Source organism: Uliginosibacterium sangjuense (assembly GCF_059132465.1).
The window spans coordinates 576,863-602,607 of record NZ_CP101132.1 but is presented as its reverse complement, the minus strand read 5'-3'; the positions used below and the strand labels follow the sequence as shown (position 1 = coordinate 602,607).

Genomic DNA, 25,745 nt, shown 5'->3' with positions numbered 1-25,745 from the left:
CATGCAGTGTGGCGATCTGCCGCAGCGCCCACTTTCCCGTCCGCGCCAGTGCTTTGCCCGCGCGCGACAATCTCAGTCGGCGGCCCGCAGGGCCGGCGGCAGCAGGGGCCGGCAGCGTTCGCGCAGAATCTGCAGCGCTTCGTCGAGCCGGAAGCCGCGGATCGCCCGCAGCAGCGCTTCGCCATGGCGGCCGCAGGCGGCCACCAACAGGCCCGCATGTTCCTCGGCGACGCCACGGACAGCCGCCTCGCCGGCGCACAGTCGGGCCTCCAGCGTCCGCATCAGCTCGGCTACGGTGGCGTCGGCCGGCCGGCCTGCGGTCGCGGCCGCCTCCGCCGGCGGCGGTGGCAGCACCCGGTCGAGTGCCGCCAGGAGCGCCGCCAGCCCTTGCGCCAGCCTGCCCAGGGCGGGCGTGAGGGCAGCCTCGTCGTCGTCGCGCAGCGCCTCCTCCACCAAGCGGCTCTGCGCCGCCAGCGCCGGCGCGCCAATGGTGGCGGCCAGACCCTTGAGGGTGTGCGCCAGGCGCTGTGCCCGCTCGGCATCGCCACCGGCCCGTGCCTCGCGGATGGCCCCCACGACTTCGCGCTGCGTGCTGGCGAAGCGGCGCAGGATGTTCTCGTAGGCAGCACGGTCGTCCAGCAGGTAGGACAGGCCTTGGCGGGCATCCAGGCCGGGGATGGCGAGCAGGGCGTCGACACGCGGCGAGCAGGCGGCGGCGATCCCGCCGTACAGCACGGCCGGTTCGACCGGCTTGGCGATGAAGCCGGCCATGCCGGCAGCCAGGCAGGCGCTGCGCTGCGCGGCATCGGCATTGGCGCTCAGGGCGAGGATGGGCGTGACGCCCCAGCCAGGCAGCGCGCGCAAGGCCCGGGTCGCCGCGATGCCATCCATGCGCGGCATCTGCAGGTCCATCAGCACGCAATCGAAGCCGTGCGCCGCGCCGCGCGCCCGCGCCAGCTCCACCGCCTGCTGACCGTCGTCGGTGCTCTCAACGAACACGCCCCGCGCCTGCAACAGCTCGCGGGCAATGGTCTGGTTGAGCGGGTTGTCCTCGACCAGCAGCACGCGCCGGCCGAGCAGGGCGTCCTCGGCCGGCGGTGGCGGCACGTCCGTCTCGTCGAGGTAGGCGACCGCCGCGTCATTTTGCCGGGCGACCCCGAAGCAGGCGGTGAACCAGAAGCGGCTGCCCTTGCCCGGCGTGCTGCTGACGCCGGTCTCCCCCTGCATCTGCTGCGCCAGGCGCTGGCTGATGGCCAGCCCTAGGCCCGTGCCACCGAAGCGGCGCGTGGTCGAGCCGTCGGCCTGCTCGAAGGAGCGGAACAGGCGGCCCTGCTGCTCGGCCGTGAGGCCGATGCCGCTGTCGCTGACCTCGAAATGCAGGCGCAGCGGCTCCGTCGCCTCCCGCCGGACCTGCACATGCACGCCACCGCGCTCGGTGAACTTCACCGCGTTGCTGACGTAGTTGATGAGGATCTGGCCCAACTGCACCGCGTCGCCGCACAACCAGGCCGGCACGTTCTCGGCGACCTCCAGACGCAGGCTCAGGTTCTTCTCCAGGCAGCGCGGCAGGAACATGTCGTGCACGCTGTCGAGTACCTCGCGCAGGCGGAAGTCGCTGGCCTCCAGGCGCAAGGCGCCGGCCTCCAGCTTGGAGAAGTCGAGGATGTTGTTGAGCACGCCCAGCAGGTGGCGGCTGGCACGCAGCAGCTTCTCCAGGTAGGCGCGGCGCGCGGCCTCGTCGGCCTGCCCCAGCGCCAGGTGGGCCATGCCGATGATGGCATTCATGGGAGTGCGGATCTCGTGGCTCATGTTGGCCAGGAACTCGGCCTTGCTGCGCGCAGCCGCCTCGGCCGCGTCGCGCGCGCCCAGCAGCTCCTCACCCTTGGCCACGAGGTCCTGGTTGAGCTGCACCAGTTCGCCCTGGCGCTGTTCAAGCTGCTCACGGTGCTCCTTCAGCACCGCCGCCTGCTGCATGCTCAGTTCAAGCAACTGGTGAGTCTCGACGTTCTGCTCCAGCAGTTCCAGCATCAGGCCCAGCGGCTCAGCCAGCATGTCCAGCAAGGCCCGTGCATCCGCCGTCAGCGGCTGCACGCTGGCCACCTCCAGCACGGCGGAGACTTCGCCACGCTTGAGGATGGGCAGGGCGCGCACATGCGCCAGGGGCAGCTCGCCGGCAAGCGAAGCCAGCAGGCGGGCCTGCCCAGCGTCCACGCTGCGCCCGATGGTCCGGCGCTGCTGCGCGGCGAGGCCGGCGATCCCCTGCCCCCAGGGGGTGTAGTACGTCTGTTGTTCGTCCTGCGCGGCATGGCCACCATAGCTGCCGATGCGCATCAGGCGGTCCTGCCGAGCGTTGCTGAGGTAGAGGGCGGCGTGGTCGGCCTCCAGGGCCTGCACCAGCGCCGGCAGCAGCGCATCGGTGAAGCCGGCGAAATCGTGCTTGCCATGCAGGCCTTCGGTGATGCGCGCCACCTCGTCCTTGTTGCGCTCGCGCGTCTCGCTGAGGGCCAGTGCGCTGCGCAGGGCCTCCAGCGCGCGCGCCGCCTGGCCGACCTCATCCACGCGCGTGGCGCCGGGAACGGCGGAGCGCAGGTCGCCCCGCCCCATGGCCAGCACGCGGTCGCGGATCTGCGCCAGCGGACGCAGGACGGAGCGCGACAGCACCAGCATCATCAGGCACAGCAAGGCCACCAGGGCGCCGGCGAGCACCGCGCCGCGCACCACCAGGCCGCGCTGCATGCCCTGCAGCTCGGCGAAGGCCTGGCGCGCGAGGTCGTAGTTGAACTGGATATGCCGGGTGACTGCCGGCAGGACACCCATCACGGTGGCGGACTGCGCGTCCAGCATCTGCCGTGCCTCGGCGCGCCGCCCTTGCCGGGCCAGCGCGAGGCCGCCGTCCACCACCTGGCCGGCGGCCGTCAGGCTGGCGCGCAGCTCGCTGAGCATCAGGCCGTCCTGCGGGTTGACGATGTAGTTGCTCTGATAGGTCAGCAGGAGTTCGTCGATCCGCCGCCGGTGGTCAACGATGCGCGCATCCTCCGGTTCGCCGCCGGTCTCGACACGGCTGCGCACCTCGCCCAGCAAGGCGACATACTCACTATGCACACGATTGAGCAGCGCGTAGCTGGGCAGGATGTTCTCGGACAACTCGTTCTGGCGCTCGGCCAGCCGGTCGACCTGCGCCACCGCCAGCGCGCCGATGCCAGCGAGCACCAGCACGCACACTGCTGCCAGCGCCACCAGCTTGCGCCACAGGATGGGGTGATGCGGCTGTTCGCCATGCAATTCGAATCCGGTCATGCCACGCTCCTACAGAATGATGGACGCCGCGGCATGAGCTTGAAGAATGGTCGGCGCCGGACGATACTGAACCCGGGCCCGCGCAGCTTGGCGGCCTCAGGCATTCTCCTCGGCCATGCGCGGCAGGCTTTCCCCGCCGCGTCAGTCACTGTGCAGCACGCGCCAAGTGGTGAGTCATGCATACCTTCATGTCATCCTCCCTGCCCCTGCTGGAGCGCCTGGCCCAGAGCTGCGGGCAGTCGCTGGACATGCCGCCGGCGCGCGGCAGGACACGCCTGCCCAGCGAGCTGTTCGACGAGGTCTGCGGACGCCTCGCCACGCAGGCCGCCGACCCTGCGTTCGGCCTGCGCGCGGCCACCCTGTGGCACCCCTCGGATTTCGGCGTGCTGGGCTACGCTTGGTTCGCCTCCGCCACGCTGCGCTCTGCCCTGCAGCGCCTGGTGCGCTACCGCCGCATCATCGGCGAGCGTGGCGAGCTGAGCCTGCGCGACACCCCGGAGGGGCTGTGGGTATGCTATGAGCATCGTCGCGCGGAGGCCGTGCTGGACCAGATCGGCACCGACATCCTGCTGTCCATCCTGCTCGCCCTGTGCCGCCACAACTACGGCCCCGAGCTGACCCCGCTGGCGGCGCAACTGCGGCGCGCGGAACCCTCGCCGCGCGCCCCCTACGATGCCTTGCTGGGCTGCCCGATCCACTTTGGCGCGGATGCCAACGCCCTGCTGTTCGCACATGCCGCGGTCGACCGCGAGCTGGACACGGCCAACCAGGAAGTGGTCAATGCGCTGGACCACATCCTGGCCCAGCAACAGGCAGCGCTGGATGAGGTGGACACGGTGGCGCGCTGCAAGGCGATCCTGCTGCGCACGCTGGCCGGCGGCCTCCCCAGCACGCACGACATCGCGCGCCAGTTGTGCGTCAGCGAGCGCACGCTGCAGCGCCGCCTGGCCGAGCGCGGCAGCAGCTTCCTCGCGCTGATCGACGAGACGCGGCGCGACCTGGCCATGGGCTACCTGGAAGACACCCGCAATTCGGTGACGGAAGTGGCGTTCCTGGTCGGCTTCTCGACCCCCAGCGCCTTCACGCGCGCCTTCGTGCGCTGGACCGGGCAGTCGCCAACGCACTGGCGTCACGTGCTCCAGCCAGGCGGGCGCCAGGCCGCCTGATCGCACAGCGGGGGTGGGCCAGGCTGCGTGCTATGCTGCCCCAAGCCCTCGCCAGCCCGACCTGCCATGCGTCTTGACGCGACCTGCCTCGTCCTGCTTGCCCTCCTGTCGCCCTGCGCTGCGCGCGCGGCCGCCGAGCCGATCCGCTTTTCCGTGAGCCCGGCCTGGGGCATGCCCATGGCCCTGTTCGACGGCGACCGCCTGATCGGGGGCGTGATGCACGACTTCTCGCAGGCGCTGGGCCGCCAACTGGGTCGCCCGGTGGTCCACGTAGTGCTGCCACGCAAGCGCCTGGACGCCGCCACCCTGGCGGGCGAGATCGACCTGCGCTGCAACACCAACCCGAAGTGGACCGAGATTCCGCAGCACATGAGCTGGAGCCCGCCGATCCAGGCGCTGCAGCAGCTCGACGTGGTGTTCGGCGGGGTGACGGCGCCGGCCCCTGCGACGCTGGATGCACTGCCGCATGGCGCGGTGGTCGGCAGCGTGGCTGGCTATTCCTACCCGGGGCTGGAGCACCTGCTGGACAGCGGTCGCCTGCGCCGCGACGACAGCGCGGACCAGGAGAAGGTGCTGCTCAAGGTCAGCGCGGGACGCAACCCCTACGGCGTGTCCAACCAGATGGCGCTGAACTGGTACCTGCGCAACACGCCACGCCACAACATCGCGGACTGGCGCCTGGTGGTGGAGCGGACGGACTTCCACTGCGCGGTGCCGCACAAGGGGGCGCTGCCGGCGGCTAGGCTGCTGGACGCCATCGAGCAGTTGCGCAAGACCGGGCGGCTGGAGCAGATCCTGCGTCAGTACCGCTGAGCGCGCACTAGCGGCTCAGGCCTTGAGCCACTGTGCCAGCTCGACCGCGCTGCGCACCTTGAGCTTGGCGAAGATGTTGGAGCGGTGCAGCTCCACCGTGCGCATGCTGATGCCCAGCTCGTCGGCGATGACCTTGTTGAGCTTGCCGGCGAGGATCAGGTCCATGACCTCGCGCTCGCGCGGCGTGATCTGGTCGAGCAGACGCTGGCGCCCGGCATCCTGCGCGCTGGCCGCGACCTGTTGCTGCGCGTGGTCCAACCCCTCGATCACGCGGTCGACGAGGCGGTTGTTGTTGAAGGGCTTCTCGAAGAAATCGAAGGCGCCAGCCTTGACCGCCTCGACCGCCATCGGCACGTCGCCGTGGCCGGTGAGGAAGATCACCGGCAGGCTGTGGGTCTGGCCCTGCTGACGCAAGCGCTCGAACACCTCCAGCCCGGAGATGCCCCCCATGCGCACGTCCAGCACCACGCACCCGGCCGTACCGGGCGCCGGCAGCTCGGCCAGGAACTGTTCGCCACTGGCATATTCGCGCGTCGCCAGACCACGGCTGGCGAGCAGCCAGACCAGGGCTTCGCGCACGGCCTGCTCGTCCTCGACGACGTGTACGGTGCGGCTCATCTCACTCATGCCTGCAGTGTAAACCGGAAGGTGGCGCCACCGCCTGGCGTGTGCTCGAACCACAGGTGGCCGCGATGCAGCTCGACCGCCGTGCGGCAGATCGACAGGCCGATGCCCATGCCCTCGGTCTTGGTGGTGTAGAAGGCGGTAAACAGTTTCTCGGCGGCTGCGGCCTCGATGCCGCTGCCATGGTCGACCACGCCGACCTCGACCCCCGCCTCGTGCGGGCGCGCCTCGATGCGCAGCACGCGCCGTTCGGCCGGCTGCTGGGCCATGGCCTCGATGGCGTTGCGGGTCAGGTTCAGCAGCACTTGTTCGAGCATCGTGGGGTCACCCGGGATGCGCGGCAGGCCCGGCGCGATGTTGGTCTCGACGTGGACGCGCAGCTTGCGCGCCTGCAGTTGCACCAGGGGCATCACCGCCGCCACCAGTTCGCCGACGTCGCACATGGCCTTGGCCGCGTCGCGCCGCCGCACGAAGTCGTGCACCGAACGGATGATGTGCCCGGCACGGTCGGCCTGCTCCTGCACACGCTCCAGCGCGGTACGCAGCATGGCCTGCTCGGGCCCCACCAGGTTGAGGCAGCCGGTGGCGTAGCTGGTGATCGCCGACAAGGGCTGGTTCAGCTCGTGCGACAAGGCGGTGGCCACCTCGCCCATGGTGACCAGGCGGGCGGTGGACTGCAGCTTCTCCTGCTGCTGGCGGTTGAGGTCTTCGGCGCGCTTGAGGCCGGTGATGTCGAGGATGGAGCTCATCCAGCCGGTCTGCTTGCCATGCGCATCGAGCAGCGGGGCTTCATGGATCAGCACATGCAGGCGCGTGCCGTCGCGACGGATGAAGTCGGTCTCGTAGCCGTCCGGCGTGATGGTGCCGGCCAGCATCTGCTCGTGTCGCTCGCGCAGTTGCGCCTCCTTGCTCTGATCGTAGAAGGGCATGGGCCAGCCGCGCCCCAGCAATTCCTCGGCGGAATAGCCGACCATGTCACAGAAGGCCGGGTTCACGTAGGTCACCCGGCCCAGCGTGTCACGTACCCGCAGGCCGGTGACCAGCGAGTTCTCCATCGCCTTGCGGTAGGCCAGTTGCTCCGACAGCGCGCGTTCGGCAGCGGCGCGCTGGCGCATGTCGCGCCATAGCAGGGCCAGGCTCAGCAGCAGCATGAGCCCCAGCAGGATCGCCGCGCCGCTGACCAGGCGTGGCACCGCGCTGGGCCCGCCGCGATTGGAGTCCATCATCAGGATCAGGGTCTCGCCCGGCAGTTCGATCGGCGTCTGATGATGCAACTGGGCCCGCTGCAGACCGCTCAGCCCCTGCACCGCGAGCGGTTCGCTGAAGGCATTGGCCAGCGCGACCTGGCTGTCGCGCGCCAGCCACCAGGGCACCAGTTCCTTGAGCAGGCCTTCCATGCGGTAGCTCAGCACCAGAGCGCCCCCGCTGCCACCCATGACCGGCACGGCAAAATGCAGGTAGCCACGCCACTCCCCATCGCTGCCCCGCCGATAGACCGCCTGGCGCGTGCGCATGGCCTCGCGGTGCAGGTCCAGGATGGCGCCATCCACGACCGGGTCATGGTGGCCGTCCAGGTCGACGATGCGGCCGCGCGCCTCGATGTAGGCCAGGGTGGCGATCTCGCGATTGGCGCTGAGCAGGGTGCGCGTCTTGACGCGTAGGGCCTCGGTCGACAACTGATCGTGCTCGATGGCCTGGGCCAGGCCTTGCAGGGTCTCGCCGTGGCGGCGCAACTGGAACTCGATGCTCTGCTTGACCCACAGGGTATCGGCCACCAGTTGCTCGCGGCGCTCCGCCAGATCGCTGCGGAAGCTGAGCCACAGCACGCCGGCGAGAATGCTCATGAGCAGCAGCAGCACGCCCAGCAGCAGGCCCCACGCGAAACGCGCGGTGCTGTCGGCGGGGCTGCGGGGCGGGCGGGAAGCGGCGGATTCGGCCATGGGCGCAGCCTAGCATCCATGCGAGACAGCCTCACTTCGGAAATCCACAGTGGCGAAATGCGCCGCGCACTTCCACCATGCATAGGCACATTGGCCGCTCCAGGCGCCAATGAAGACCCACAGGAGGCGACATGAAAACCCTGAGCACGATCACCCTTGCAGCCAGCCTGCTGCTGTTCGGCGCCGAGACGCTGGCACAGGCCCCCATCGTCATCAAGTTCAGCCACGTGGTGGCCGCCGACACGCCCAAGGGGCGCGGCGCCGAGTACTTCAAGAAGAAGGCGGAGGAACTGACCAAGGGCCGCGTGAAGGTGGAGGTCTACCCGAACTCGCAGTTGTACAAGGACAAGGAGGAGCTGGAGGCGCTGCAGCTCGGCTCGGTGCAGATGCTGGCCCCCTCGCTGGCCAAGTTCGGCCCGCTGGGCGTGAAGGAGTTCGAGGTCTTCGACATCCCCTTCATCTTCCCCAACAAGACCGTGCTGCAGCGCGTCGAGGACGGCCCGGTCGGCAAGCAGTTGTTCCAGAAGCTGGAATCCAAGGGCATCGTGGGCCTGGCCTACTGGGACAACGGCTTCAAGATCATGAGCGCGAACAAGCCACTGATGGCGCCCACCGACATGAAGGGCCTCAAGGTGCGCATCCAGAGCTCCAAGGTGCTCGATGCGCAGATGCGCGCGCTCGGCGCAATCCCGCAGGTGATGGCCTTCTCCGAGGTGTACCAGGCGCTGCAGACCGGGGTGGTGGATGGCACCGAGAACCCGCCGTCCAACATGTACACGCAGAAGATGCATGAAGTGCAGAAGTACGCCACGGTCACCAACCACGGCTACCTGGGCTATGCGGTGATCGTGAACAAGAAGTTCTGGGACGGCCTGCCGGCCGACATCCGTGGCCAGCTCGACCAGGCCATGAAGGAGTCCACGCGCTACGCCAACGCGGTCGCCCAGCAGGACAACGACGACGCGCTGGCCGGCATCGAGAAGTCCGGCAAGACCAAGGTGACGCGCCTGACGGATGCCCAGCGCAAGGCCTGGATGACGGCCCTGGCCCCGGTGACCAAGGAAGCCGAGGCGCGCGTCGGCCCCGAGATCATCAAGGCTATCCAGAAGGAAGCCGAAGCCCTCGGCGTCAAGTAAGTCCACAACAAGAACACGCTCAGGCCCGCGCAACGCGGGCCTGAGTCCATCGGAGGGGCAATCATGCTCATGCGAATCCTCGACCGCCTGGAAGAGATCATCATCTCCGTGCTGATGGGCGGTGCGACCCTGGTGATCTTCGCCGCGGTCGCCCACCGTTATGCCTCGGGCATTCCCGCGCTACAGGACTGGGCACTGCAGCTCAACATGGCCTGGGCGCAGGAGCTGTGCATCTACATGTTCGTGTGGATGGCCAAGTTCGGCGCGGCCTACGGCGTGCGCACCGGTATCCACGTCGGCGTCGACGTGCTGATCAACCGCATGCAGGACAAGAACCGCGGCCGCTTCGTGCTGTTCGGCCTGCTCGCCGGTGCGCTGTTCACCGGCATCGTCGGCAGCCTGGGGGCGAGCTTCGTGTGGCACATCGGGCACACCGACCAGGTGTCGGCCGACATGGAAATCCCGATGTGGTGGGTGTACCTCGCCATCCCGCTGGGCTCCTACCTGATGTGCTTCCGCTTCCTACAGGTGGCATGGAACTTCTTCCGCGGTGGCGAACTGCCGCATCACGACCACGCACACGTGGAGGGCGTCGACGAGGAAGACATCCTGGCCCACGTGAAACAGAGCGCCACGGCGCGCATGGGGAACTGACATGAGTGCGCTGATCATCTTCGGCCTGCTGCTGGCCCTCATGCTGACCGGCATGCCCATCTCGATCTCGCTGGGCCTGACCGTGCTGACCTTCCTCTTCACGATGACCGAGGTGCCGATCGCCTCGGTCGCGTTGAAGCTGTTCACCGGCATCGAGAAGTTCGAGATCATGGCGATCCCGTTCTTCATCCTGGCCGGCAACTTCCTCACCCACGGCGGCGTGGCGAAACGCATGATCGCGTTTGCCACCTCGCTGGTCGGGCACTGGCACGGCGGCCTCGGGCTTGCCGGCGTGATGGCCTGCGCGCTGTTCGCCGCGGTGTCCGGCTCCAGCCCGGCCACGGTGGTGGCCATCGGCTCCATCATCCTGCCGGCGATGGTCAAGGCCGGCTTCCCCAAGCGCTTCGGCGCTGGCGTGATCACCACTTCGGGCGCGCTGGGCATCCTGATCCCGCCCAGCATCGTGATGGTGATGTACTCGGTCGCGACCAACGTGTCGGTCGGCGCGCTGTTCATCGCCGGCGTGATCCCCGGCATCTTGCTGGCCTTGGCGCTCGGCGTGACCACCTGGTTCATCGCCTGGCGCAAGGGCTACCCGCGGGTCAAGATCTTCCCCGAACGCACGGGCGGCCAGGCCACCGTGGCCGGTTTCTTTGGCCTCTTCTACGCGCTGATGTTCACCGTCTTCCCGGTGTGGCTGCTGGGCATGGTGATCGGCCCGCTGGTAGACAACACCGGTTTCGGCTACTTCCTCGGCGGCGTGATCTGGCTCGCCCTGGCGCCGTGGACCACGCACAGCAAGTGGGTCACGCGCTTCGTCTACATCGCCCTGATCGTGATCGGCGCCCCGCTGACCTGGACCCTGCTGCTGGTGGGCGATGGCGTGACGATCAACCCGCTGCTCGTGTTCCTGGTCTCCTGCGCCGGCTGGCTGGCCATCATCACGGTGTGCGGTAACTACACCCAGATCTCGCCGACCTTCCGTTTCGAGCTGCAGTGGGAGTCGCTGGCGGTGTGGCGCACCTACTGGAACAGCATCTGGGGTTTGCTGCTGATTCTGGTGGTCATGGGGGGGATCTACAGCGGCATCTTCACGCCCACCGAGGCGGCCGCGATGAGTGCGGTCTACGCCTTCTTCGTCGCGGTGTTCGTGTACAAGGACATGGGCCTCAAGGACGTGGGCAAGGTGCTGCTGTCCTCGGCCAACATGAGCGCGATGCTGCTCTACATCATCACCAACGCGGTGCTGTTCTCCTTCCTGATGACGCACGAGAACATTCCGCAGCAGATGGCGCAGTGGATGTTCGACCAGCAGCTCGCGCCGTGGATGTTCCTGCTCGCCTGCAACATCCTGCTGCTGATCGCCGGCAACTTCATGGAGCCCAGCTCGATCGTGCTGATCATGGCGCCCATCTTGTTCCCAGTGGCCACCCGCCTAGGCATCGACCCGGTCGGCTTCGGCATCATGATGGTGGTGAACATGGAGGTGGGCATGTGCCACCCGCCAGTGGGGCTGAACCTCTATGTCGCCTCCGGCATCACCAAGATGGGGATCACCGAGCTGACCATCGCAGTCATGCCCTGGCTGCTGACCATGCTGGCCTTCCTGGTGGTGGTGACCTACATCCCGATCATCAGCACCTGGCTGCCCAGCCTGATCATGTAATGTTGTTACAGGCAACCCAATGGCATAGACATTGCGTGTGTTGTGTCTGAATCTGAGCAAACGTTCCACCCCCGCACGGGGTGGAACAATGCCCCTCCCCCTCCTTACATTAAAAGCAGCACCATCATGCAGGCCCGCAACACATACACCCGCCCCCTTCTGCTCGCCAGCTTCGTCCTGGCCAGCCTGTTCCACCCCCTCTCCGCCCACGCCCAGACCAATGCCCTGGACCGCATCCGCCAGAGCAAGACCGTCAACATGGGCATCCGCGAGGGCGCCAAGCCCTTCTCCTTCTTCACCGAACCCGGCAAACCCGCGGGCTACACCGTCGAGCTGTGCCACAAGGTTGTCGAGCAGATCCGCAAGGAACTCAAACTGTCTGAACTGAAGGTCAACTATGTCGGCGTCTCCGCCGCCAACCGGATCGAGAAGGTCAAGACCGGCGCGGTGGACTTCGAGTGCGGCATGACCACCAATACCAAGTCACGCCAGACCGATGCCGACTTCAGCCATGCCTTCTTCATGTCTGGCGAGCAGATACTCAGCCGCGCCGACTCCGGCATCTCCGACCTGAACTCGCTCAACGGCAAGACCATCGCGATCACCAAGGGCACCACGGCGGAGAAGCTCTTCACCCAATTGCGCGACAACCAGTTGCAGCAGATGAAGCTGGTGGTGTTCGCCAGCAACCAGGATGCCTTCAAGGCACTGGAGTCACGCCAGGTCTCCGGCTTCGCCCAGCTCGACGTGGTGCTGGAATCGCTGCGCAGCCAGGCCGTCAACCCGGCCGCCTTCGTGATGTCCAGGGAATCGCTGTCGGTCGAGCCTCAGTCGATCATGCTGGCGCGCGACAACCCGGAGCTGAAGGCCTTGATCAACCGCAGCCTGCGTGCCGTCTACGCCAGTCCGGAGATCAACACGCTGTACGACAAGTGGTTCAACACGCCGAACTTCAACATCCCGCTGTCCAAGATGCAGAAGGAAGCGATCGCGCGCCCCAGCAGCGAGCCGGCGGTCGCACTGATGTTGGGCTACGCGCTGTAAGAAACCACCGCCAGGCGGGCGCCTCAGGCACACCCTGGTGCTCGCCTCTGGTGGGGGCACACAGCGCCCCTCGCGGCATGGCTATACTCGGTCTCTCCCTGCCGCGCCCGCCCATGGGCTCCACGCCCGCACCGCCATGCCTTACAGCATCGCCACCGCCGTCCACAGCGAACTGCTGATCAAGAAGAGCCGCTTCATCGCCTGCGTGCAGCCGGTGGCGGACCGGCCGGCGGCGCAGAAGATCGTAGCTACGCTGTGGGCCCAGCACCCAACGGCCTCGCACGTGTGTTGGGCGCTGATGGCAGGCGGACACTCGGCGGCGGTCGACGACGGCGAGCCCAGCGGCACGGCCGGCAGACCGATGCTGGACGTGCTGCGCCACCAGGACCTGGAAGGGGTGCTCGCCACCGTCGTACGCTATTACGGCGGCATTCCGCTCGGCGCCGGCGGCCTGGTGCGCGCCTACACCGACAGTGTGGCGCAAGCCCTGCGCGACGCGCACAAGGTGCCCATCGTGCGTCTATGTACGCTGCGTTGTGAAGCGCCCTACGCGCTGGAGGGCACGATACGCCGCGCGATCGATGGCGCGGGCGCCACCCTGGCCCAAGTTCAGCACGGCGCCCAGGTCAGCTTCGTCATCACCCTGCCGCAGGCCGGCGCGGCAAGCTTCATGACGCAACTGGGCGAGACCGGCCAGGGGCGCATTGTCTGGCTGGATGATCCCGATACCCACGCCTGACCCGCCAAGCAGCCACGCTCACATGTTGGTGTAGCTGGGCCCGCTGCTGCCCTCGGGCGTGGTCCACACGATGTTCTGGCCCGGGTCCTTGATGTCGCAGGTCTTGCAGTGGATGCAGTTCTGCGCGTTGATCTGCAGGCGCGGCGCATCGGCCGGGCCGACGATCTCGTACACGCCAGCCGGGCAGTAGCGCTGCTCCGGCGCAGCGTAGCGCACCAGGTTCAGTGCCACCGGCAGCGCGGCATCCCTGAGCTTCAGGTGGCCGGGCTGATCGTGGCGATGCGAGATATCGCTGACCGCCAGCGAAGCGAGGCGGTCGAAGCTGACCACACCGTCCGGCTTGGGGTAGTCGATGGGCTGCGCGGCAGCGGCCGGCTGCAGACTCTCGTGGTCGGCCTTGCGGTGCTTGAGCGTCCACGGCAGGCGCAGCCCCAGACCGGCGGCCCACATCTCCATGCCGCCCAGGGCCATGCCCAGCAGGTTGCCGCAGCGCGACAGCCAGGGCTTCACATTGCGCACGCGGTCCAGGTCCTGCCACACCCACGAGGCGCGCAGCGCCTGCGGGTAGGCATCGAGCCGGTCCTGCCTGCGACCGGCGGCGAGTGCCCCGGCCACCGCTTCGGCGGCCAGCATGCCGGACTTCATCGCGTTGTGCGTGCCCTTGATGCGCGGCACGTTGACCATGCCAGCAGCGCAGCCGAGCAGCGCGCCGCCCGGGAAGACCAGCTCGGGCAGGGACTGCAGGCCGCCTTCGCTGATCGCCCGCGCGCCGTAACCGAGGCGCTGGCCGCCTTCCAGCAGTGGCCGCACGCGCGGGTGCATCTTGAAACGCTGGAACTCGTCGAAGGGCGACAGATAGGGGTTCGCGTAATCCAGGTGTACCACGAAGCCGATGGCCACGAGGTTCTCGCCGTAGTGATACAGGAAGGAGCCGCCACCGGTGTCACGGCCCAGTGGCCAGCCCAGGGTGTGCTGCACGAGGCCCGGCTGATGCTTGTCGGGCGTCACGCGCCACAACTCCTTGAAGCCAATGCCGTACTTCTGCGGCGAGGCGTCGCGGCGCAAGGCGTAGCGCTGCTCCAGTTGCTGCGTCAGCGAGCCGCGCGTGCCCTCGGCGATCAGCGTGTAGGCCGCGCGGATCTCCATGCCCGGCGCGAACTGCGGGCCTTCGCGGCCATCGGCCTCGCGCCCCATGTCGCCGGTCAGCACGCCGACCACCGCGCCCTGCTCGTCGTACAGCACTTCGGCGGCCGAGAAGCCAGGATAGATCTCGACCCCCAGCGCTTCGGCCTGTTCCCCCAGCCACACGCACAACTCGCCCAGGCTGATGATCCAGGCGCCATGGTTGTTCATCAGCGGTGGCATCAAGGCCTGCGGCAAGCGCCAGCCGCCAGCTTCGCTCAGCCACACGAAGCGGTCTTCCTTGACCGGCGTGCGCAGCGGCGCGCCCAGCGCCTGCCAGTCGGGCAGCAGCTCGTTCAGCGCGATGGGGTCGATGACCGCGCCGGACAGGATGTGGCCGCCGACCTGGGGCGCTTTCTCAAGAACGCACACGCCGATCTCGCAGCCGTTCTGCTGCGCCAGTTGCTTGAGGCGGATCGCGGCGGACAGGCCGGCCGGGCCGGCGCCGACGATCAGTACGTCGTAGTGCATGACATCGCGTTGCATAGTGCTTTCCTGCGAGTTCGTTCAGGGAATGTAGGGCAGCGCGATCTCGTCGCTGCGCCGCGCGCCGGCGGTGAAGCCATGGCATTCGTCGAGGAAGGCACGCAGGCCCGGGGTCTGGTACTTGCGCGCATGCCACACGAAATGGAAGCGGCGGCGCAGGTTCAACTCCGGCGTCTCCAGCGGAACCAGACTGCCGCGGCGGAAGGCCTCGCGCAGCGCCAGGCGTGAGATGCAGCCGATGCCCAGGCCGGACTCCACCGCGCGCTTGATCGCCTCGGTGTGCTCCAGCTCCAGGCGCACATCCGGGCGGAACAGGTTCTGCGCCAGCGCGTGGTCCAGCGCCTGACGCGTGCCGGAGCCAGCCTCGCGCATGATCCAGCCCTCGTCCTGCAAGTCCGCGAGCTTGACGCGGCGCCGCTTGGCCAGGCGATGGTCCGGCGCGCAGAACACCACCAGCTCGTCGTCGATCCACGGCGTCACCATGAGGTCGCGATGCTGCACCTCGCCCTCCACCAAGCCGAGGTCCAGCTCGAAGTTGGCGATCTGCTGCACGATGGTGGCGGTGTTATGCACCTGTAATTGCACCCGGCTCTCCGGGTGACGCTGCAGATGACGCGCCACGATCAGCGTGGCGAGGTAATTGCCGATGGTCAGGGTGGCGCCGATCTTGAGCAGGCCGAAGCCCGCGCGCCCCTCCAGCAGGTTCTCGATCTGTGCTGCCTGGTCCAGCAGCTCGACCACGGCCGGCAACAGCAGGCTGCCGATCTCGTTGAGACGCAGGCTCTTGCCGACACGGTCGAACAGCGCGTGGTCGTAGGCGCGCTCCAGCTCGCCCAGCGCGGTGCTGGTCGCCGATTGCGACATGGCCAGTTCCTCGGCTGCGCGCGACACACTCTGGTGACGCGCCACCGCCGCGAAGACCTCAAGTTGTCTCAGGGTCAGTCTCATTCTTATATCTGTAAAATAGATATATGTAATCAAAACATTCCATTTAACAGATATTCTAGCGCTCCCTAGAATGGCTCGCAATGACACGAAACGAGCGAGGCTTCGCGATGAAGGTGCTGGTAGCAGTCAAGCGGGTGGTGGATCACAACGTGCGGGTGCGCGCTTTGCCGGATGGCTCCGGCGTGGACATCGCCAACGCCAAGACGGGGATGAATCCTTTCGACGAAAACGCCGTCGAGGAAGCGCTGCGTCTCAAGGAGGCCGGCCTCGCCAGCGAAGTGGTGGCTGTGTCGATCGGTCCCGCCGCCACGCAGGATGTGCTGCGCCACGCGCTCGCCATGGGCGTCGACCGGGTGATCCATGTACAGGGCGAGGCCACGCTGGAACAACGCGGCGTGGCCCGCGTGCTGCGCGAGATCGTGCTGCGCGAGGCGCCGCAACTGGTGCTGCTGGGCAAGCAGGCGATCGACGCCGACGCCGGCCAGACCGGGCAGATGCTGGCCGGCCTGCTGGACTGGCCGCAGGGCAGCTTCGTGTCCAGCCTCACGCTCGCCGACGGCCAGGCCCAGATCGTGCGCGAGGTGGACGGCGGCACCGAATCACGCACGCTGCGCCTGCCCGCCGTGCTGACCGCCGACCTGCGCCTCAACGCGCCGCGCTTCGTGCGCCTGCCCAACCTGATGCTGGCGCGCAAGAAACCCATCGAGGGCATCCCGCTCGACAGCCTGGGCCTGGACCTCGCCCCGCGCATGCGCACCGTGAAGGTGGCCGAGCCCCCGCCGCGCAAGGCTGGCGTGCGCGTCGCCAGCGTCGCCGAGCTGGTCGGCAAACTCAAGGATGAAGCAGGAGTGTTGCAATGAACGCAGTCAGCAAGGTTCTCGTCCTGGCCGAACATGACGGCCGCCAACTCAAGACCGCCACGCGCCAGGCCATCAGCGCCGCGCAGCAGATCAGCGCCCATGTCGACCTGTTGTTGCTGGGCCACGATCTGGCCGCCGTATGCGCCGCCGCGCGTCACGTGCAGGGCGTGGGCAGCGTGCTGCTCGCCGATGCGCCGCACCTCGCCCCGGCGAGCGCTGAAGACGTGGCGCCACTGCTGGTGGAACTGGCCACGCGCTACCAGAGTTTCGTCGCCGCGCACGGCAGCCAGGCGCGCGACATCCTGCCGCGCCTCGCGGCGAAGCTCGATGTCGGGATGCTCAGCGACGTGCTGGAGATCCAGCCTGGCCAGCACTACGTGCGCCCCATCTACGCCGGCAATCTGCAGGCCACGGTGCACAACGGCGAGGCGGTGCAGATCCTGACCGTGCGTGGCAGCCGCTTCGCCCCGGCCGGGGATGCCACCACCGAGGCGGCCGTCGAGACGCTGACCGTGCCCGCCGCCGACCCGCGCATCAGCGCAGTGCGTGCCAACCCGGCGCACTCCGACGGCCCTGAACTGACCACCGCGCGCATCGTCGTCTCGGGTGGGCGCAGCTTGGGCAGCCAGGAGAAGTTCGACGCCCTGCTCTCACCGCTGGCCCAGACCCTGGGCGCCGCCCTGGGCGCCACGCGCGCGGCGGTCGATGCCGGCTATGCGCCGAATGAGATCCAGGTCGGCCAGACCGGCGTCATCGTCGCGCCTGACTGCTACATCGCCGTCGGCGTATCGGGCGCGGTGCAGCACACCGCCGGCATGAAGGACAGCAAGGTCGTGGTCGCCATCAACCAGGACCCCGAGGCCGCAATCTTCGAGGTAGCCGACTACGGCCTGGTCGCCGACCTGTTCACCGCCGTACCCGAACTGACTGCCGCGCTTGGCGCATCTGGCGGGCAATAACAAAGAGAACGAACATGAGCAACTTGAGCACCGAGAAGGTACTGAGCGTCCATCACTGGAACGACACGCTGTTCAGCTTCCGCACCACGCGCAACGATGGTCTGCGCTTCGAGAATGGGCAGTTCGTCATGATCGGCCTGCAGGTCAATGAGCGTCCGCTGCTGCGCGCTTACAGCATCGCCAGCGCCAACTACGAGGAACACCTGGAGTTCTTCAGCATCAAGGTCGAGAACGGCCCGCTGACCTCCCGCCTGCAGCACCTGAAGGTCGGCGACGAGTTGCTGGTGAGTCGCAAGCCCACCGGCACGCTGGTGCTCGACGACCTGCGCCCCGGTCGCCACCTGTACCTGTTGTCGACGGGCACCGGCCTGGCCCCCTTCATGAGCACGATCCAGGACCCCGAGACCTACGAGCGCTTCGACAAGATCATCCTGGTACACGGCGTGCGCTGGGTCAGCGAACTGGCCTATGCCGATTTCATCGAGAACGAACTGCCGCAGAACGAGTTCTTCGGCGAGCAGGTGCGCGACAAGCTGATCTACTACCCCACCGTCACGCGTGAGCCCTTCCGCAACCAGGGCCGGCTCACCGATCTCATTGACTCGGGCAAGCTGTTCAGCGACATCGGCCTGCCTGCCCTCGATCCGGCACAGGACCGGGCCATGCTGTGCGGCAGCCCGGCCATGCTGGCCGACACCGCCGCCCTGCTCGACCGCCTGGGCCTGCAGGTCTCGCCGCGCATCGGCGAGCCGGGCGACTATGTGATCGAGCGCGCCTTCGTCGAGAAGTAAGCACACTCTCAAAAAAAGAAGGGCCGGCGAACCGGCCCCAAAGGGAGGATGCTCAAGCTTCGCGCCGGCCCGGGCCGGCACCTCGCACCTTTCAGCGCGAGCCGCAGAAACCGGCGCCGGTGAATGAGGCTCCCGGCGCCAGCCTTGCGTTCCACGACATGGAACGCAGCGAGACCTGGTTGCCGCTCTGCGACCAGGTAGCGTTCCACAGATTGCCGACCTTTCCACTGGTGGGCAGCGTGAAGCTGCCGCTCCAGGCCTCCACCACGCTGCTGCCGGTGTTGGTGACGGTGATCGCGCCACAGAAGCCCGATCCCCAGTCGTTGTTCACCTTGGCGACGATGCTCACGCCACCGCTCCCGCCCGAGGAGGAGCTGGACGATGCGGATCCGCCGGAAGAGGAGCTGGACGAGCTGCTGCTGGACGAAGAACTGGATGACGAACTGCTGCTGCTCGACGAGGACGAGCTGGAAGAACTGCTGCTCGACGATGAACTCGACGACGAGCTGCTGCTGGAAGACGAGCTGCTACTGCTGCTGGACGACCCGCTCGCCGCGCCGCGCATGATCGCGGTCACGATCTCGGGGAACACCCAGGTACGCGCCTTGCGGTCTAGCAAGGCCATCGCGTCGTTGTCACTGGCAGTCACCACGCCGTTGTCCCACCACATCACGGGGATGCCGTACTTGCCGGCCGAGCGCACGAAATACTCGGCATGCCGCACACGCTCGGCCAGGTTGTTCTTGTTGGTCGAGGCCCACTCGCCCATCACCACCGGCGTACCCTTGGCGTGATACTTGGTGTTGAGGCGCTGGAACATGCTGTCGACCGCCGCCGTGTCGGTGAACTGCGCGGTGCCCGGGCGCTCCATGGCGAAGGAATACGGCAGGTAGCCATGGACCGACAAGGCCAGCATCGGATCGCTGGGCTTCACGAAAGCGTCGATCTGGTAGTCGTAGGGACCGGCCACATAGGTCGGCAGCATCACCAGGCGCTTGGCGTTGTTGCCGCCGGTGGCGCGTATCGTGGCCAGCGCCGCCGCGTTGAGGCGGTTGACCACGTCGAAGTACTCCTGCTTGCCCCACCAGTCGTCGCCCACCCGCGGCTCATTCATGGTTTCGAAGATCAGCTTGTCGGCATCATGGTCACGAAAGCGCGTGGCGATCTGCTGCCACAGCTTGACCAGGCGCGCCTTGGCCGCCGCCTCGTTGGCATAGGTCGGCGCCTGCCAGCCATTGGTGTGATGCACGTTGATGATCACCACCATGCCGTTGTCCAGGCCGTACTGCACCACCTCGGCCGCCCGCGCGAGGCGCGTCGCGGCAATCGTGTAATCGCTGGCGGTAAAATCGTCCCAGCTCACCGGCACGCGCAGCGACTTGAAGCCCGCTGCCCGCACGGTGTCGATCATCGCCTTGGTGGTGACGGGGTTGCCCCAGTTGGTCTCGCCGCCCAGGGCGTCGAGCGTGTTGCCGAGGTTCCAGCCCGGCATCATGTTGCGGGTGATCTCGTAGGGGCTGCTGGCCGCCATGGCCGCCATCGCCAGGCAACTGACCGCCCCGGCCAACAGTTTGCGGGTAAATCGTTTCACGCCTGGTTTCACGCCAGTGGTCATGACTGTCTCCTCGGACAGACTGGCCGGATCGCCAAATCTGCCTAATTATCCAAATATGCTGAGTGATTATTTTTGTGCGTTGCAGGAGGGATTTATAGGCTACAAGGCAGCCAGGGTCACGGCGCTCCGTCGGCCATCCGGATACGCCAGTCGGACGGCTCCGACGGAGGGCGGGTTCGATGCTTGAGGTGGTCTATCGGGACGAGTGGCTGGTGGCGATCAACAAGCCGGCCGGCCTGCTGGTCCATCGCAGCATGCTGGACCGCCATGAGACGCGCTTCGCCGTGCAGTTGCTGCGCGACCAGATCGGCCAGACGGTCTATCCGGTGCATCGTCTGGACCGCGGCACCTCGGGCCTGCTGCTGTTCGCGCTGGACAAGGCAGTGCTGGCGGAGGCCGCGCGTGCCTTCGAGACGCAGGCGGTGAGCAAGCGCTACCTCGCCGTGGTACGCGGCTGGCCGCAGGAGGAGGGCGTGATCGGGCACCCGCTCAAGCGCATCACCGACGACTACGAATTCCGCCACGAGCAGGCCGGCGAAGCCGCGCAGGCGGCGCGCACCTACTACCGGCGCCTCGCCACGGCCGAGATTCCGGTCGCTGTGGAGCGCTACCCGAGCACGCGCTACGCGTTGTTGGCGCTGGAACCGGAGACCGGGCGCCGCCACCAGTTGCGCCGCCACCTCAAGCACATCGCGCATCCGATCATCGGCGACGCGACCTATGGCAAGGGCGTGCACAACCGCGCCTTCCAGCAGCTATTCGAATGTCATCGCCTGTTGCTGGCCTGCTGCGGCCTGGCACTGACCCACCCGGTCAGCGGCACGCCGCTGGTGCTGAGTTGCCCGCCGGGCGAAGACTTCCTCGCGCCGTGCCGCGCGCTGGGCTGGCAGGCCGCGCTGGACACCGCGTTCATGGCGTGAACACCACGCGCACGAAGCCTTCTTGCTGCGCCTCGCGCAAGCCGATGGCGAGGCGCGTGAAGCGCAGCCCTTCCTCGTCCACCGTCTCGGCCTGCAGGGTGTAGGGCGCGCTGGCCTCGATGCGCGCCTGCAGGCGCTCGTTGCGGTGCCACAGCAGCAGACTGCCATCCTCCTGCTGCTGCCAGCTACCGCGCGTGATGAGCGCCGTCTCGAAGGTGGCGGCGCGGACATAGGCGAAACGGTCCTCGATCTCGATCCGCCCCTCCGCCTCGCGCAGGAAGCGCAGCTCACGCGTGAGCATCTGCAACTTGGGGCTGGCGTAGGCCGGCGCGAGGTCCAGCATGATCTGCTCGCGCGCATCCGAGAAGGCGGTCGCCAGCACGCGCGGCTTCACCTTGGTCGCCTCGCGCTGCAACTCGCCGTCAACGACCGGCAGCGGATGCCCCCAGGAGTTGATCGCGCGGATCGTGTAGCGCGCTTTCGAGAAGGTCTTGGCCGAATACACCGTCATGCCGGGGTCGCCAGTGGGCTGCTCCGCGCCCAGCGCGATGCTGTAGCTGCCGATGTCGTTATGGCTGTGGTTGCCATTGCCGCCGGCCTTGATCGAGACGCCCAGGCGCTTGCCCGGCACGGGCCGTGCGACCAGCACACCGGCCTCGGCGAAATAGCTGCGCAGCCCCGGCTCGGCCAGGTCCGCCACCGGGCGCGCCGGCGCCACCGGCAGGAACAGGCTGGCCAGCGCGGCCGTCAGCGGCGCGTCGTTGGCACGCTGGCTGGCAGGTACCGGCAAGGCCGCAAAACGCCCTTTGGGCTGCACCGAAAAGGCGTCCTGCAGATAGGCCCGCGTCCAGTCGTCGATGCGTGTGTTCGGCGAAGCGTCGCCGAAGGCCGCCACATTGCCGGGCAGCATCTCGATGCCGAAGCCGTAGCGCGCGATGGCGGGCAGCCTGTCGTCGGCGAACAGGTCCAGGCGATTGCCCGTGGCCTGCATCAGGCGCGCCCGCAGCATCGTGAAGTGCGAGAAGCCGTAGTTCCAGTAGCCCGGCCCTTCCGGCGAATAGCCGTCGGCGGGAAAGCCCTTCAGATAGTTGCGGCTGTAATGCTCGCCGGCGGCCGCGAACACGGCGCGCTCTCGCACGTCGGGCAGCACGGTGAGCGCCGCGCCGACCACGCCCGACAGGCACACCGCGTTCCAGTTGTGCTCGGCGCTGAGCCACCAGTGATCCTTGCCGGTCTGCAACGAGGTCCGCAGCGGGCCGAACACGCGCGCCTCCAGCGCGCCCAGCACGCGCGCGCGCAGCGCCGGCGGCAGCCTGTCGCCCAGCAGGTGGATCGTCTGCGCGAGGTCCAGCGCGGTATCGGCGGCCAGCAGGTCGACTTCGTAGCGTGCGCCGCGCAGATTGTTCAGCCGGCTGTCATGCGCGGCCCAGGTCCAGGTCGGCTGGCGCAGCAGTTCATCCAGGGTGCGCTCCAGTGCCGGCAGGTAGCGCCCCGCGTAGTCGGCGCACTCGGCCAGCACCAGCGGGTAGAGCCAGGCCTTGCGCGCGTTCATCATGCGCTCGCCGCGCGGGCGCTGGCCGCTGCGCGAGTACTCCAGGTAGGCCTCTTCATCCCAGGGCGGGAAGTCCTGCGCCAGCAGCTTGTCGGCCGCCTTGCGCAACTCGCCCAGGCGCGGCGCCTGCGCCGCCCAGGCCGCACGGTCTGAGCAAGACGGGCCGAAACCTGAGGGAACCGCCGGCAACCAAGCCGCCAGGGTGTCGATCCGGGCGTCATCCAGCGCGGCCCAGCCCGCCCAGCCCGGCAGACTGAAGAACAGGGCACACAGGCAGCACGACAGACGCAACAACATGGGCGAATCCTCCGCGACGAAGCCGCCATGCTTGCAGGCCCGGCGCCGCCCGGCAAGCGCCGGCGGCGCTGGGAAGGCCGCGGGCACGCAGCTATCATGCATGCCTTCGTCACCTCCACACGCATCATGGACACCCGGCCCCGCCTAGCTCCGGTCGCCATCAGCCTGCTGGCGCTCCTGCTCCTGACACCGGCGGCGCAAGCCGAGGAAGCCGACCCGCGTTTCTGGTCGCAGGAGGACGGTCAGCTCGACGTCTCCGGCTTTCTCGACCAGGCCTATGGCTTCCTGCCGGTCGTGGTCCCGATCACCGAACCGGCTGTGGGCTTCGGTGCGGTGGGCGCAGTCGCCTTCATCGACAAGCCGGCGCAGGAGGATTCACGCGCTGGCTTCGGCCGCCCCAACATCAGCGTGGTCGGCGCGCTGGGCACCGAGAACGGTACGCGCGGGGGCTTTGCCGGCGACGTGCGGCACTGGATGGACGACCGCCTCAAGACCGTGGCCGCGGTCATGAAGGCCAAGGTCAATCTCGACTTCTACGGCGTCGGCCGCGTACCGGCGCTGCAGGATGCGCCGCTCGCCTACACCATGGACACTGAGCTCGCCCTGGCTCAGGCACGCTACCGCCTCGGGCAATCACCCTGGTGGGTGGGCCTGGGCTATGCGCTGGCCTCCACCACGATCAGCTTCGAGGCCCCCTTCGGCACGCCGGGCCTGCCCAGCTTTGCCCGCGAGTCGCGCGTCGGCGGCCTGCTGCCCCTGCTCAGCTATGACTCGCGCGACTCGCCCTTCACGCCGGGCGCCGGCAGCATGCTGGAGCTGAGCGGCGGAGTGTTCAGCAAGTCGCTCGGCAGCGACACCGACTTCCAGCGCTACAACCTGATGGGGCTGCACTTCATGCCCCTGGCATCAAAGTGGTGGCTCGGCATGCACGGCAGCCTGACCAGTTCGCATGGCGAGGTGCCCTTCTACCTGCAACCCTTCGTCAGCATGCGCGGCGTGCCGGCCATGCGCTACCAGGGCGAGCAGGTCGCCCAGGTCGAGGCCGAGCTGCGCTGGCAGTTCTACCAGCGCTACAGCCTCGTCGCCTTCGCCGGCGGCGGCCAGGCCTGGACCGACTTCGACCATTTCGAATCCAAGCGCGAGGTGCTCGCCGGCGGCTTCGGCTTCCGTTACGAAATCGCCCGCAAGTACGGCCTCCACCTGGGCCTGGACCTCGCCCGCAGCCGCGACGGCAATGCGGTCTACGTGACCGTCGGCAACGCCTGGATGCGGCCCTGATCCCTGCGCGCGGGATGGGCTCCGGTAAAATCGGCCGATGGACTCCGTTTCTCCCAGCACTCCTGCCGCCGCCGCTCCCGTCACCTCTCCGCGCTTCATCGCGATCGTGCCCGCCGCCGGCTCCGGCAGCCGCATGGGCGCCGCCTGCCCCAAGCAGTACCTGCCCCTGGCCGGCCGGCCATTGATGTGGCACGCGCTGGCCACGCTGTGCGCGGTGCCGCGCATCAGCCGCGTGTGCGTGGTGCTGTCACCGCAGGACGAATGGTGGGAGACGCAGGACTGGTCCGCCCTGGGCGACAAGCTGCAGGTGCTGCGCGTGGGCGGCGCGACGCGCGCCGACAGCGTGGCCAACGCGCTGGCCGCACTGGCGAGCGACGTGCAGCCCGAGGACTGGATGCTGGTGCACGACGCCGCACGCGCCTGCCTTGGCATCACCCAGGTCGACGCGCTGATCGACGCGCTGCGCGACGACGCCGTGGGCGGCATCCTGGCCCAACCGGTGGCCGACACGCTCAAGCGTAGCGATGCCGCCAGCCGCGTGGCCGACACCGTGTCGCGCGACGCCATGTGGCAGGCGCAGACCCCGCAGATGTTCCGCCATGGCCTGCTGCTACGCGCCCTGGGCAGCGCGCGCGCCGTCACCGACGAAGCCGGCGCGATCGAAGCCCTGGGCCTCGCGCCTCGCCTGGTGGCGGCGGATGCCACCAACTTCAAGATCACCTATCCGCAGGACATGCAGCTCGCCGAGCTGATCCTGCGCGCACGCGCGGAGCCACGCCCGGCATGAGCGCCCCGCGCATCCGCGATGCCCGCGACGGCGACCTGGCGGACATCGCCGCGCTCGGCATGCAGGTGAGCCTGGCTCACCATGCGCAGTGGCCGCAACTGTTCCGCGGCGCGGACGCCGCACCCGAGCAACGCGCCTACTGGGCACGCTGCCTCCACGGCACGGGCGCGCTCTGCCTGACGGCCGAGATGGGCGAGCCGGGACGATTCGCCGGCATGCTCATCGGGCAGATCGTGGACGAACCCTCCGGCCCGCTGCTCAAGGCACGCCGCCTGTTCCGCGTGTCCACGCTGGCGGTGGAAGACGGCTTTCGCCGGCGCGGCATCGGCCTGGCCCTGATGCGCGAAGGCATGCAGCGGGCCCGCCTGGCCGGGGCGCAGGAAGTCCGCCTCAATGTCTGGGAATTCAACCCTGCCGCGCTGGCGCTCTACGCCAAGCTCGGCCTGGTGCCACGCACACGCACGCTGGCGCTTGAACTTGCAAAAGGAGCCACACCATGAGCCTCGACGCCTTCTCGTTCCGCATCGGCCAGGGCCTGGACGTGCACCGCCTGGTCGAGGGCCGCAAGCTGATCCTCGGCGGCGTCGAGATTCCCTACGACAAGGGCCTGCTGGGCCACTCCGACGCCGATGCGCTGCTGCACGCCATCACCGACGCCATCCTCGGCGCGGCAGGCCTGGGCGACATCGGCCGCCTGTTCCCCGACACCGACGCCGCCCACAAGGACGCCGACAGCCGCGTGCTGCTGCGCGAAGCCATGCGCCGCGTGCGCGAAGCCGGCTGGGCCGTCGTCAACGTCGATGCCACCATCATCGCGCAGGCCCCGAAGATTTCACCGCATGCCGCACAGATGGTCGCCCACATCGCGGCCGACCTCGGCATCGAACCTGCCTGCGTCAACGTGAAGGGCAAGACCAACGAGAAGCTGGGCCACCTCGGCCGCGGCGAAGGCATCGCCACGCAAGCCGTCGCCCTGCTCGCCCGCGCCTGA

At 68.1% G+C, this 25,745-nt stretch carries 22 protein-coding genes; 15 read left to right on the top strand and 7 right to left on the bottom strand.

What is annotated here, in order from left to right; all coding sequences use genetic code 11:
- Positions 1-72 precede the first annotated feature (72 nt).
- On the bottom strand, positions 73-3,297 hold the full coding sequence (locus NMB43_RS02705; protein ID WP_494350620.1) for an ATP-binding protein: 3,225 nt from the start codon (positions 3,295-3,297) through the stop codon (positions 73-75).
- Between the two features lie 188 nt (positions 3,298-3,485).
- Between NMB43_RS02705 and NMB43_RS02700 the strand changes: the two genes are divergently transcribed.
- A complete protein-coding gene (locus NMB43_RS02700) occupies positions 3,486-4,463 on the top strand; it encodes an AraC family transcriptional regulator (RefSeq protein ID WP_494350619.1) in 978 nt (325 codons plus the stop codon).
- A 66-nt stretch (positions 4,464-4,529) separates the two neighbouring features.
- Positions 4,530-5,276 carry a substrate-binding periplasmic protein gene (locus NMB43_RS02695; RefSeq protein ID WP_494350618.1) on the top strand — a complete coding sequence of 249 codons (747 nt, stop codon included), beginning with the start codon at positions 4,530-4,532 and terminating at the stop codon, positions 5,274-5,276.
- A 15-nt stretch (positions 5,277-5,291) separates the two neighbouring features.
- Here NMB43_RS02695 and NMB43_RS02690 read toward each other — a convergent pair whose 3' ends face one another.
- Positions 5,292-5,894 carry a response regulator transcription factor gene (locus NMB43_RS02690; RefSeq protein WP_494350617.1) on the bottom strand — a complete coding sequence of 201 codons (603 nt, stop codon included), beginning with the start codon at positions 5,892-5,894 and terminating at the stop codon, positions 5,292-5,294.
- A 5-nt stretch (positions 5,895-5,899) separates the two neighbouring features.
- The gene (locus NMB43_RS02685) at positions 5,900-7,840 is read right to left on the bottom strand and encodes a sensor histidine kinase (protein ID WP_494350616.1); all 1,941 of its coding nucleotides are present in this window, start codon (positions 7,838-7,840) and stop codon (positions 5,900-5,902) included.
- A gap of 131 nt (positions 7,841-7,971) precedes the next feature.
- Here NMB43_RS02685 and NMB43_RS02680 point away from each other — a divergent pair, with 131 nt between their 5' ends.
- The 5 genes from NMB43_RS02680 to NMB43_RS02660 all read left to right on the top strand — a co-directional run bounded on the left by NMB43_RS02680 (position 7,972) and on the right by NMB43_RS02660 (position 13,079).
- Positions 7,972-8,976, top strand: a complete 1,005-nt coding sequence (locus NMB43_RS02680) for a TRAP transporter substrate-binding protein (RefSeq protein WP_494350615.1) — start codon at positions 7,972-7,974, stop codon at positions 8,974-8,976.
- 63 nt (positions 8,977-9,039) lie between these two features.
- Positions 9,040-9,630, top strand: a complete 591-nt coding sequence (locus NMB43_RS02675; protein ID WP_494350614.1) for a TRAP transporter small permease — start codon at positions 9,040-9,042, stop codon at positions 9,628-9,630.
- A gap of 1 nt (position 9,631) precedes the next feature.
- Positions 9,632-11,296 (top strand): TRAP transporter large permease, encoded by a 1,665-nt coding sequence (locus NMB43_RS02670; RefSeq protein WP_494350613.1) that lies wholly within the window; start codon positions 9,632-9,634, stop codon positions 11,294-11,296.
- 126 nt (positions 11,297-11,422) lie between these two features.
- Positions 11,423-12,340 (top strand): amino acid ABC transporter substrate-binding protein, encoded by a 918-nt coding sequence (locus NMB43_RS02665; RefSeq protein ID WP_494350612.1) that lies wholly within the window; start codon positions 11,423-11,425, stop codon positions 12,338-12,340.
- Between the two features lie 136 nt (positions 12,341-12,476).
- A complete protein-coding gene (locus tag NMB43_RS02660) occupies positions 12,477-13,079 on the top strand; it encodes an IMPACT family protein (RefSeq protein ID WP_494350611.1) in 603 nt (200 codons plus the stop codon).
- A gap of 18 nt (positions 13,080-13,097) precedes the next feature.
- Here NMB43_RS02660 and NMB43_RS02655 read toward each other — a convergent pair whose 3' ends face one another.
- Together NMB43_RS02655 and NMB43_RS02650 are read right to left on the bottom strand one after the other, a co-directional pair.
- A complete protein-coding gene (locus tag NMB43_RS02655) occupies positions 13,098-14,747 on the bottom strand; it encodes an electron transfer flavoprotein-ubiquinone oxidoreductase (protein ID WP_494350610.1) in 1,650 nt (549 codons plus the stop codon).
- 21 nt (positions 14,748-14,768) lie between these two features.
- Positions 14,769-15,695, bottom strand: a complete 927-nt coding sequence (locus tag NMB43_RS02650) for a LysR family transcriptional regulator (RefSeq protein WP_494350609.1) — start codon at positions 15,693-15,695, stop codon at positions 14,769-14,771.
- A gap of 107 nt (positions 15,696-15,802) precedes the next feature.
- Here NMB43_RS02650 and NMB43_RS02645 point away from each other — a divergent pair, with 107 nt between their 5' ends.
- From NMB43_RS02645 to NMB43_RS02635, 3 genes are read left to right on the top strand one after another with little or no spacing between them, the layout of a single operon-like run.
- Positions 15,803-16,555: an electron transfer flavoprotein subunit beta/FixA family protein gene (locus NMB43_RS02645; protein ID WP_494352102.1), complete on the top strand. Its 753-nt coding sequence runs from the start codon at positions 15,803-15,805 to the stop codon at positions 16,553-16,555.
- Complete coding sequence (locus NMB43_RS02640) at positions 16,552-17,514, top strand: electron transfer flavoprotein subunit alpha/FixB family protein (RefSeq protein ID WP_494350608.1); 963 nt, start codon at positions 16,552-16,554, stop codon at positions 17,512-17,514. The genes NMB43_RS02645 and NMB43_RS02640 overlap by 4 nt, the downstream gene beginning before the upstream one ends.
- Positions 17,515-17,528: 14 nt before the next feature.
- Positions 17,529-18,305 (top strand): ferredoxin--NADP reductase, encoded by a 777-nt coding sequence (locus NMB43_RS02635; RefSeq protein ID WP_494350607.1) that lies wholly within the window; start codon positions 17,529-17,531, stop codon positions 18,303-18,305.
- 91 nt (positions 18,306-18,396) lie between these two features.
- Here the strand turns inward: NMB43_RS02635 and NMB43_RS02630 are convergent, their stop codons facing one another.
- The gene (locus tag NMB43_RS02630; protein ID WP_494350606.1) at positions 18,397-19,896 is read right to left on the bottom strand and encodes a cellulase family glycosylhydrolase; all 1,500 of its coding nucleotides are present in this window, start codon (positions 19,894-19,896) and stop codon (positions 18,397-18,399) included.
- Between the two features lie 203 nt (positions 19,897-20,099).
- On the opposite strand from NMB43_RS02630, the gene NMB43_RS02625 reads away from it, so the two are divergent.
- On the top strand, positions 20,100-20,840 hold the full coding sequence (locus tag NMB43_RS02625) for a pseudouridine synthase (RefSeq protein ID WP_494350605.1): 741 nt from the start codon (positions 20,100-20,102) through the stop codon (positions 20,838-20,840).
- On the opposite strand, the gene NMB43_RS02620 is transcribed toward NMB43_RS02625, so the two are convergent.
- Complete coding sequence (locus NMB43_RS02620) at positions 20,830-22,791, bottom strand: hypothetical protein (protein WP_494350604.1); 1,962 nt, start codon at positions 22,789-22,791, stop codon at positions 20,830-20,832. The two genes, NMB43_RS02625 and NMB43_RS02620, sit on opposite strands and share 11 nt — an antisense overlap.
- Here NMB43_RS02620 and NMB43_RS02615 point away from each other — a divergent pair.
- The 4 genes from NMB43_RS02615 to ispF are packed head-to-tail and all read left to right on the top strand — an operon-like array spanning position 22,786 to position 25,745.
- Entirely contained in the window at positions 22,786-23,967 is a 1,182-nt protein-coding gene (locus NMB43_RS02615; RefSeq protein ID WP_494350603.1) for a hypothetical protein, read from the top strand. The two genes, NMB43_RS02620 and NMB43_RS02615, sit on opposite strands and share 6 nt — an antisense overlap.
- 37 nt (positions 23,968-24,004) lie before the next feature.
- The gene (gene ispD / locus NMB43_RS02610; RefSeq protein WP_494350602.1) at positions 24,005-24,754 is read left to right on the top strand and encodes a 2-C-methyl-D-erythritol 4-phosphate cytidylyltransferase; all 750 of its coding nucleotides are present in this window, start codon (positions 24,005-24,007) and stop codon (positions 24,752-24,754) included.
- Positions 24,751-25,254, top strand: a complete 504-nt coding sequence (locus NMB43_RS02605) for a GNAT family N-acetyltransferase (protein WP_494350601.1) — start codon at positions 24,751-24,753, stop codon at positions 25,252-25,254. Before ispD ends, NMB43_RS02605 begins: the two co-directional genes overlap by 4 nt.
- On the top strand, positions 25,251-25,745 hold the full coding sequence (gene ispF, locus NMB43_RS02600; protein ID WP_494350600.1) for a 2-C-methyl-D-erythritol 2,4-cyclodiphosphate synthase: 495 nt from the start codon (positions 25,251-25,253) through the stop codon (positions 25,743-25,745). Before NMB43_RS02605 ends, ispF begins: the two co-directional genes overlap by 4 nt.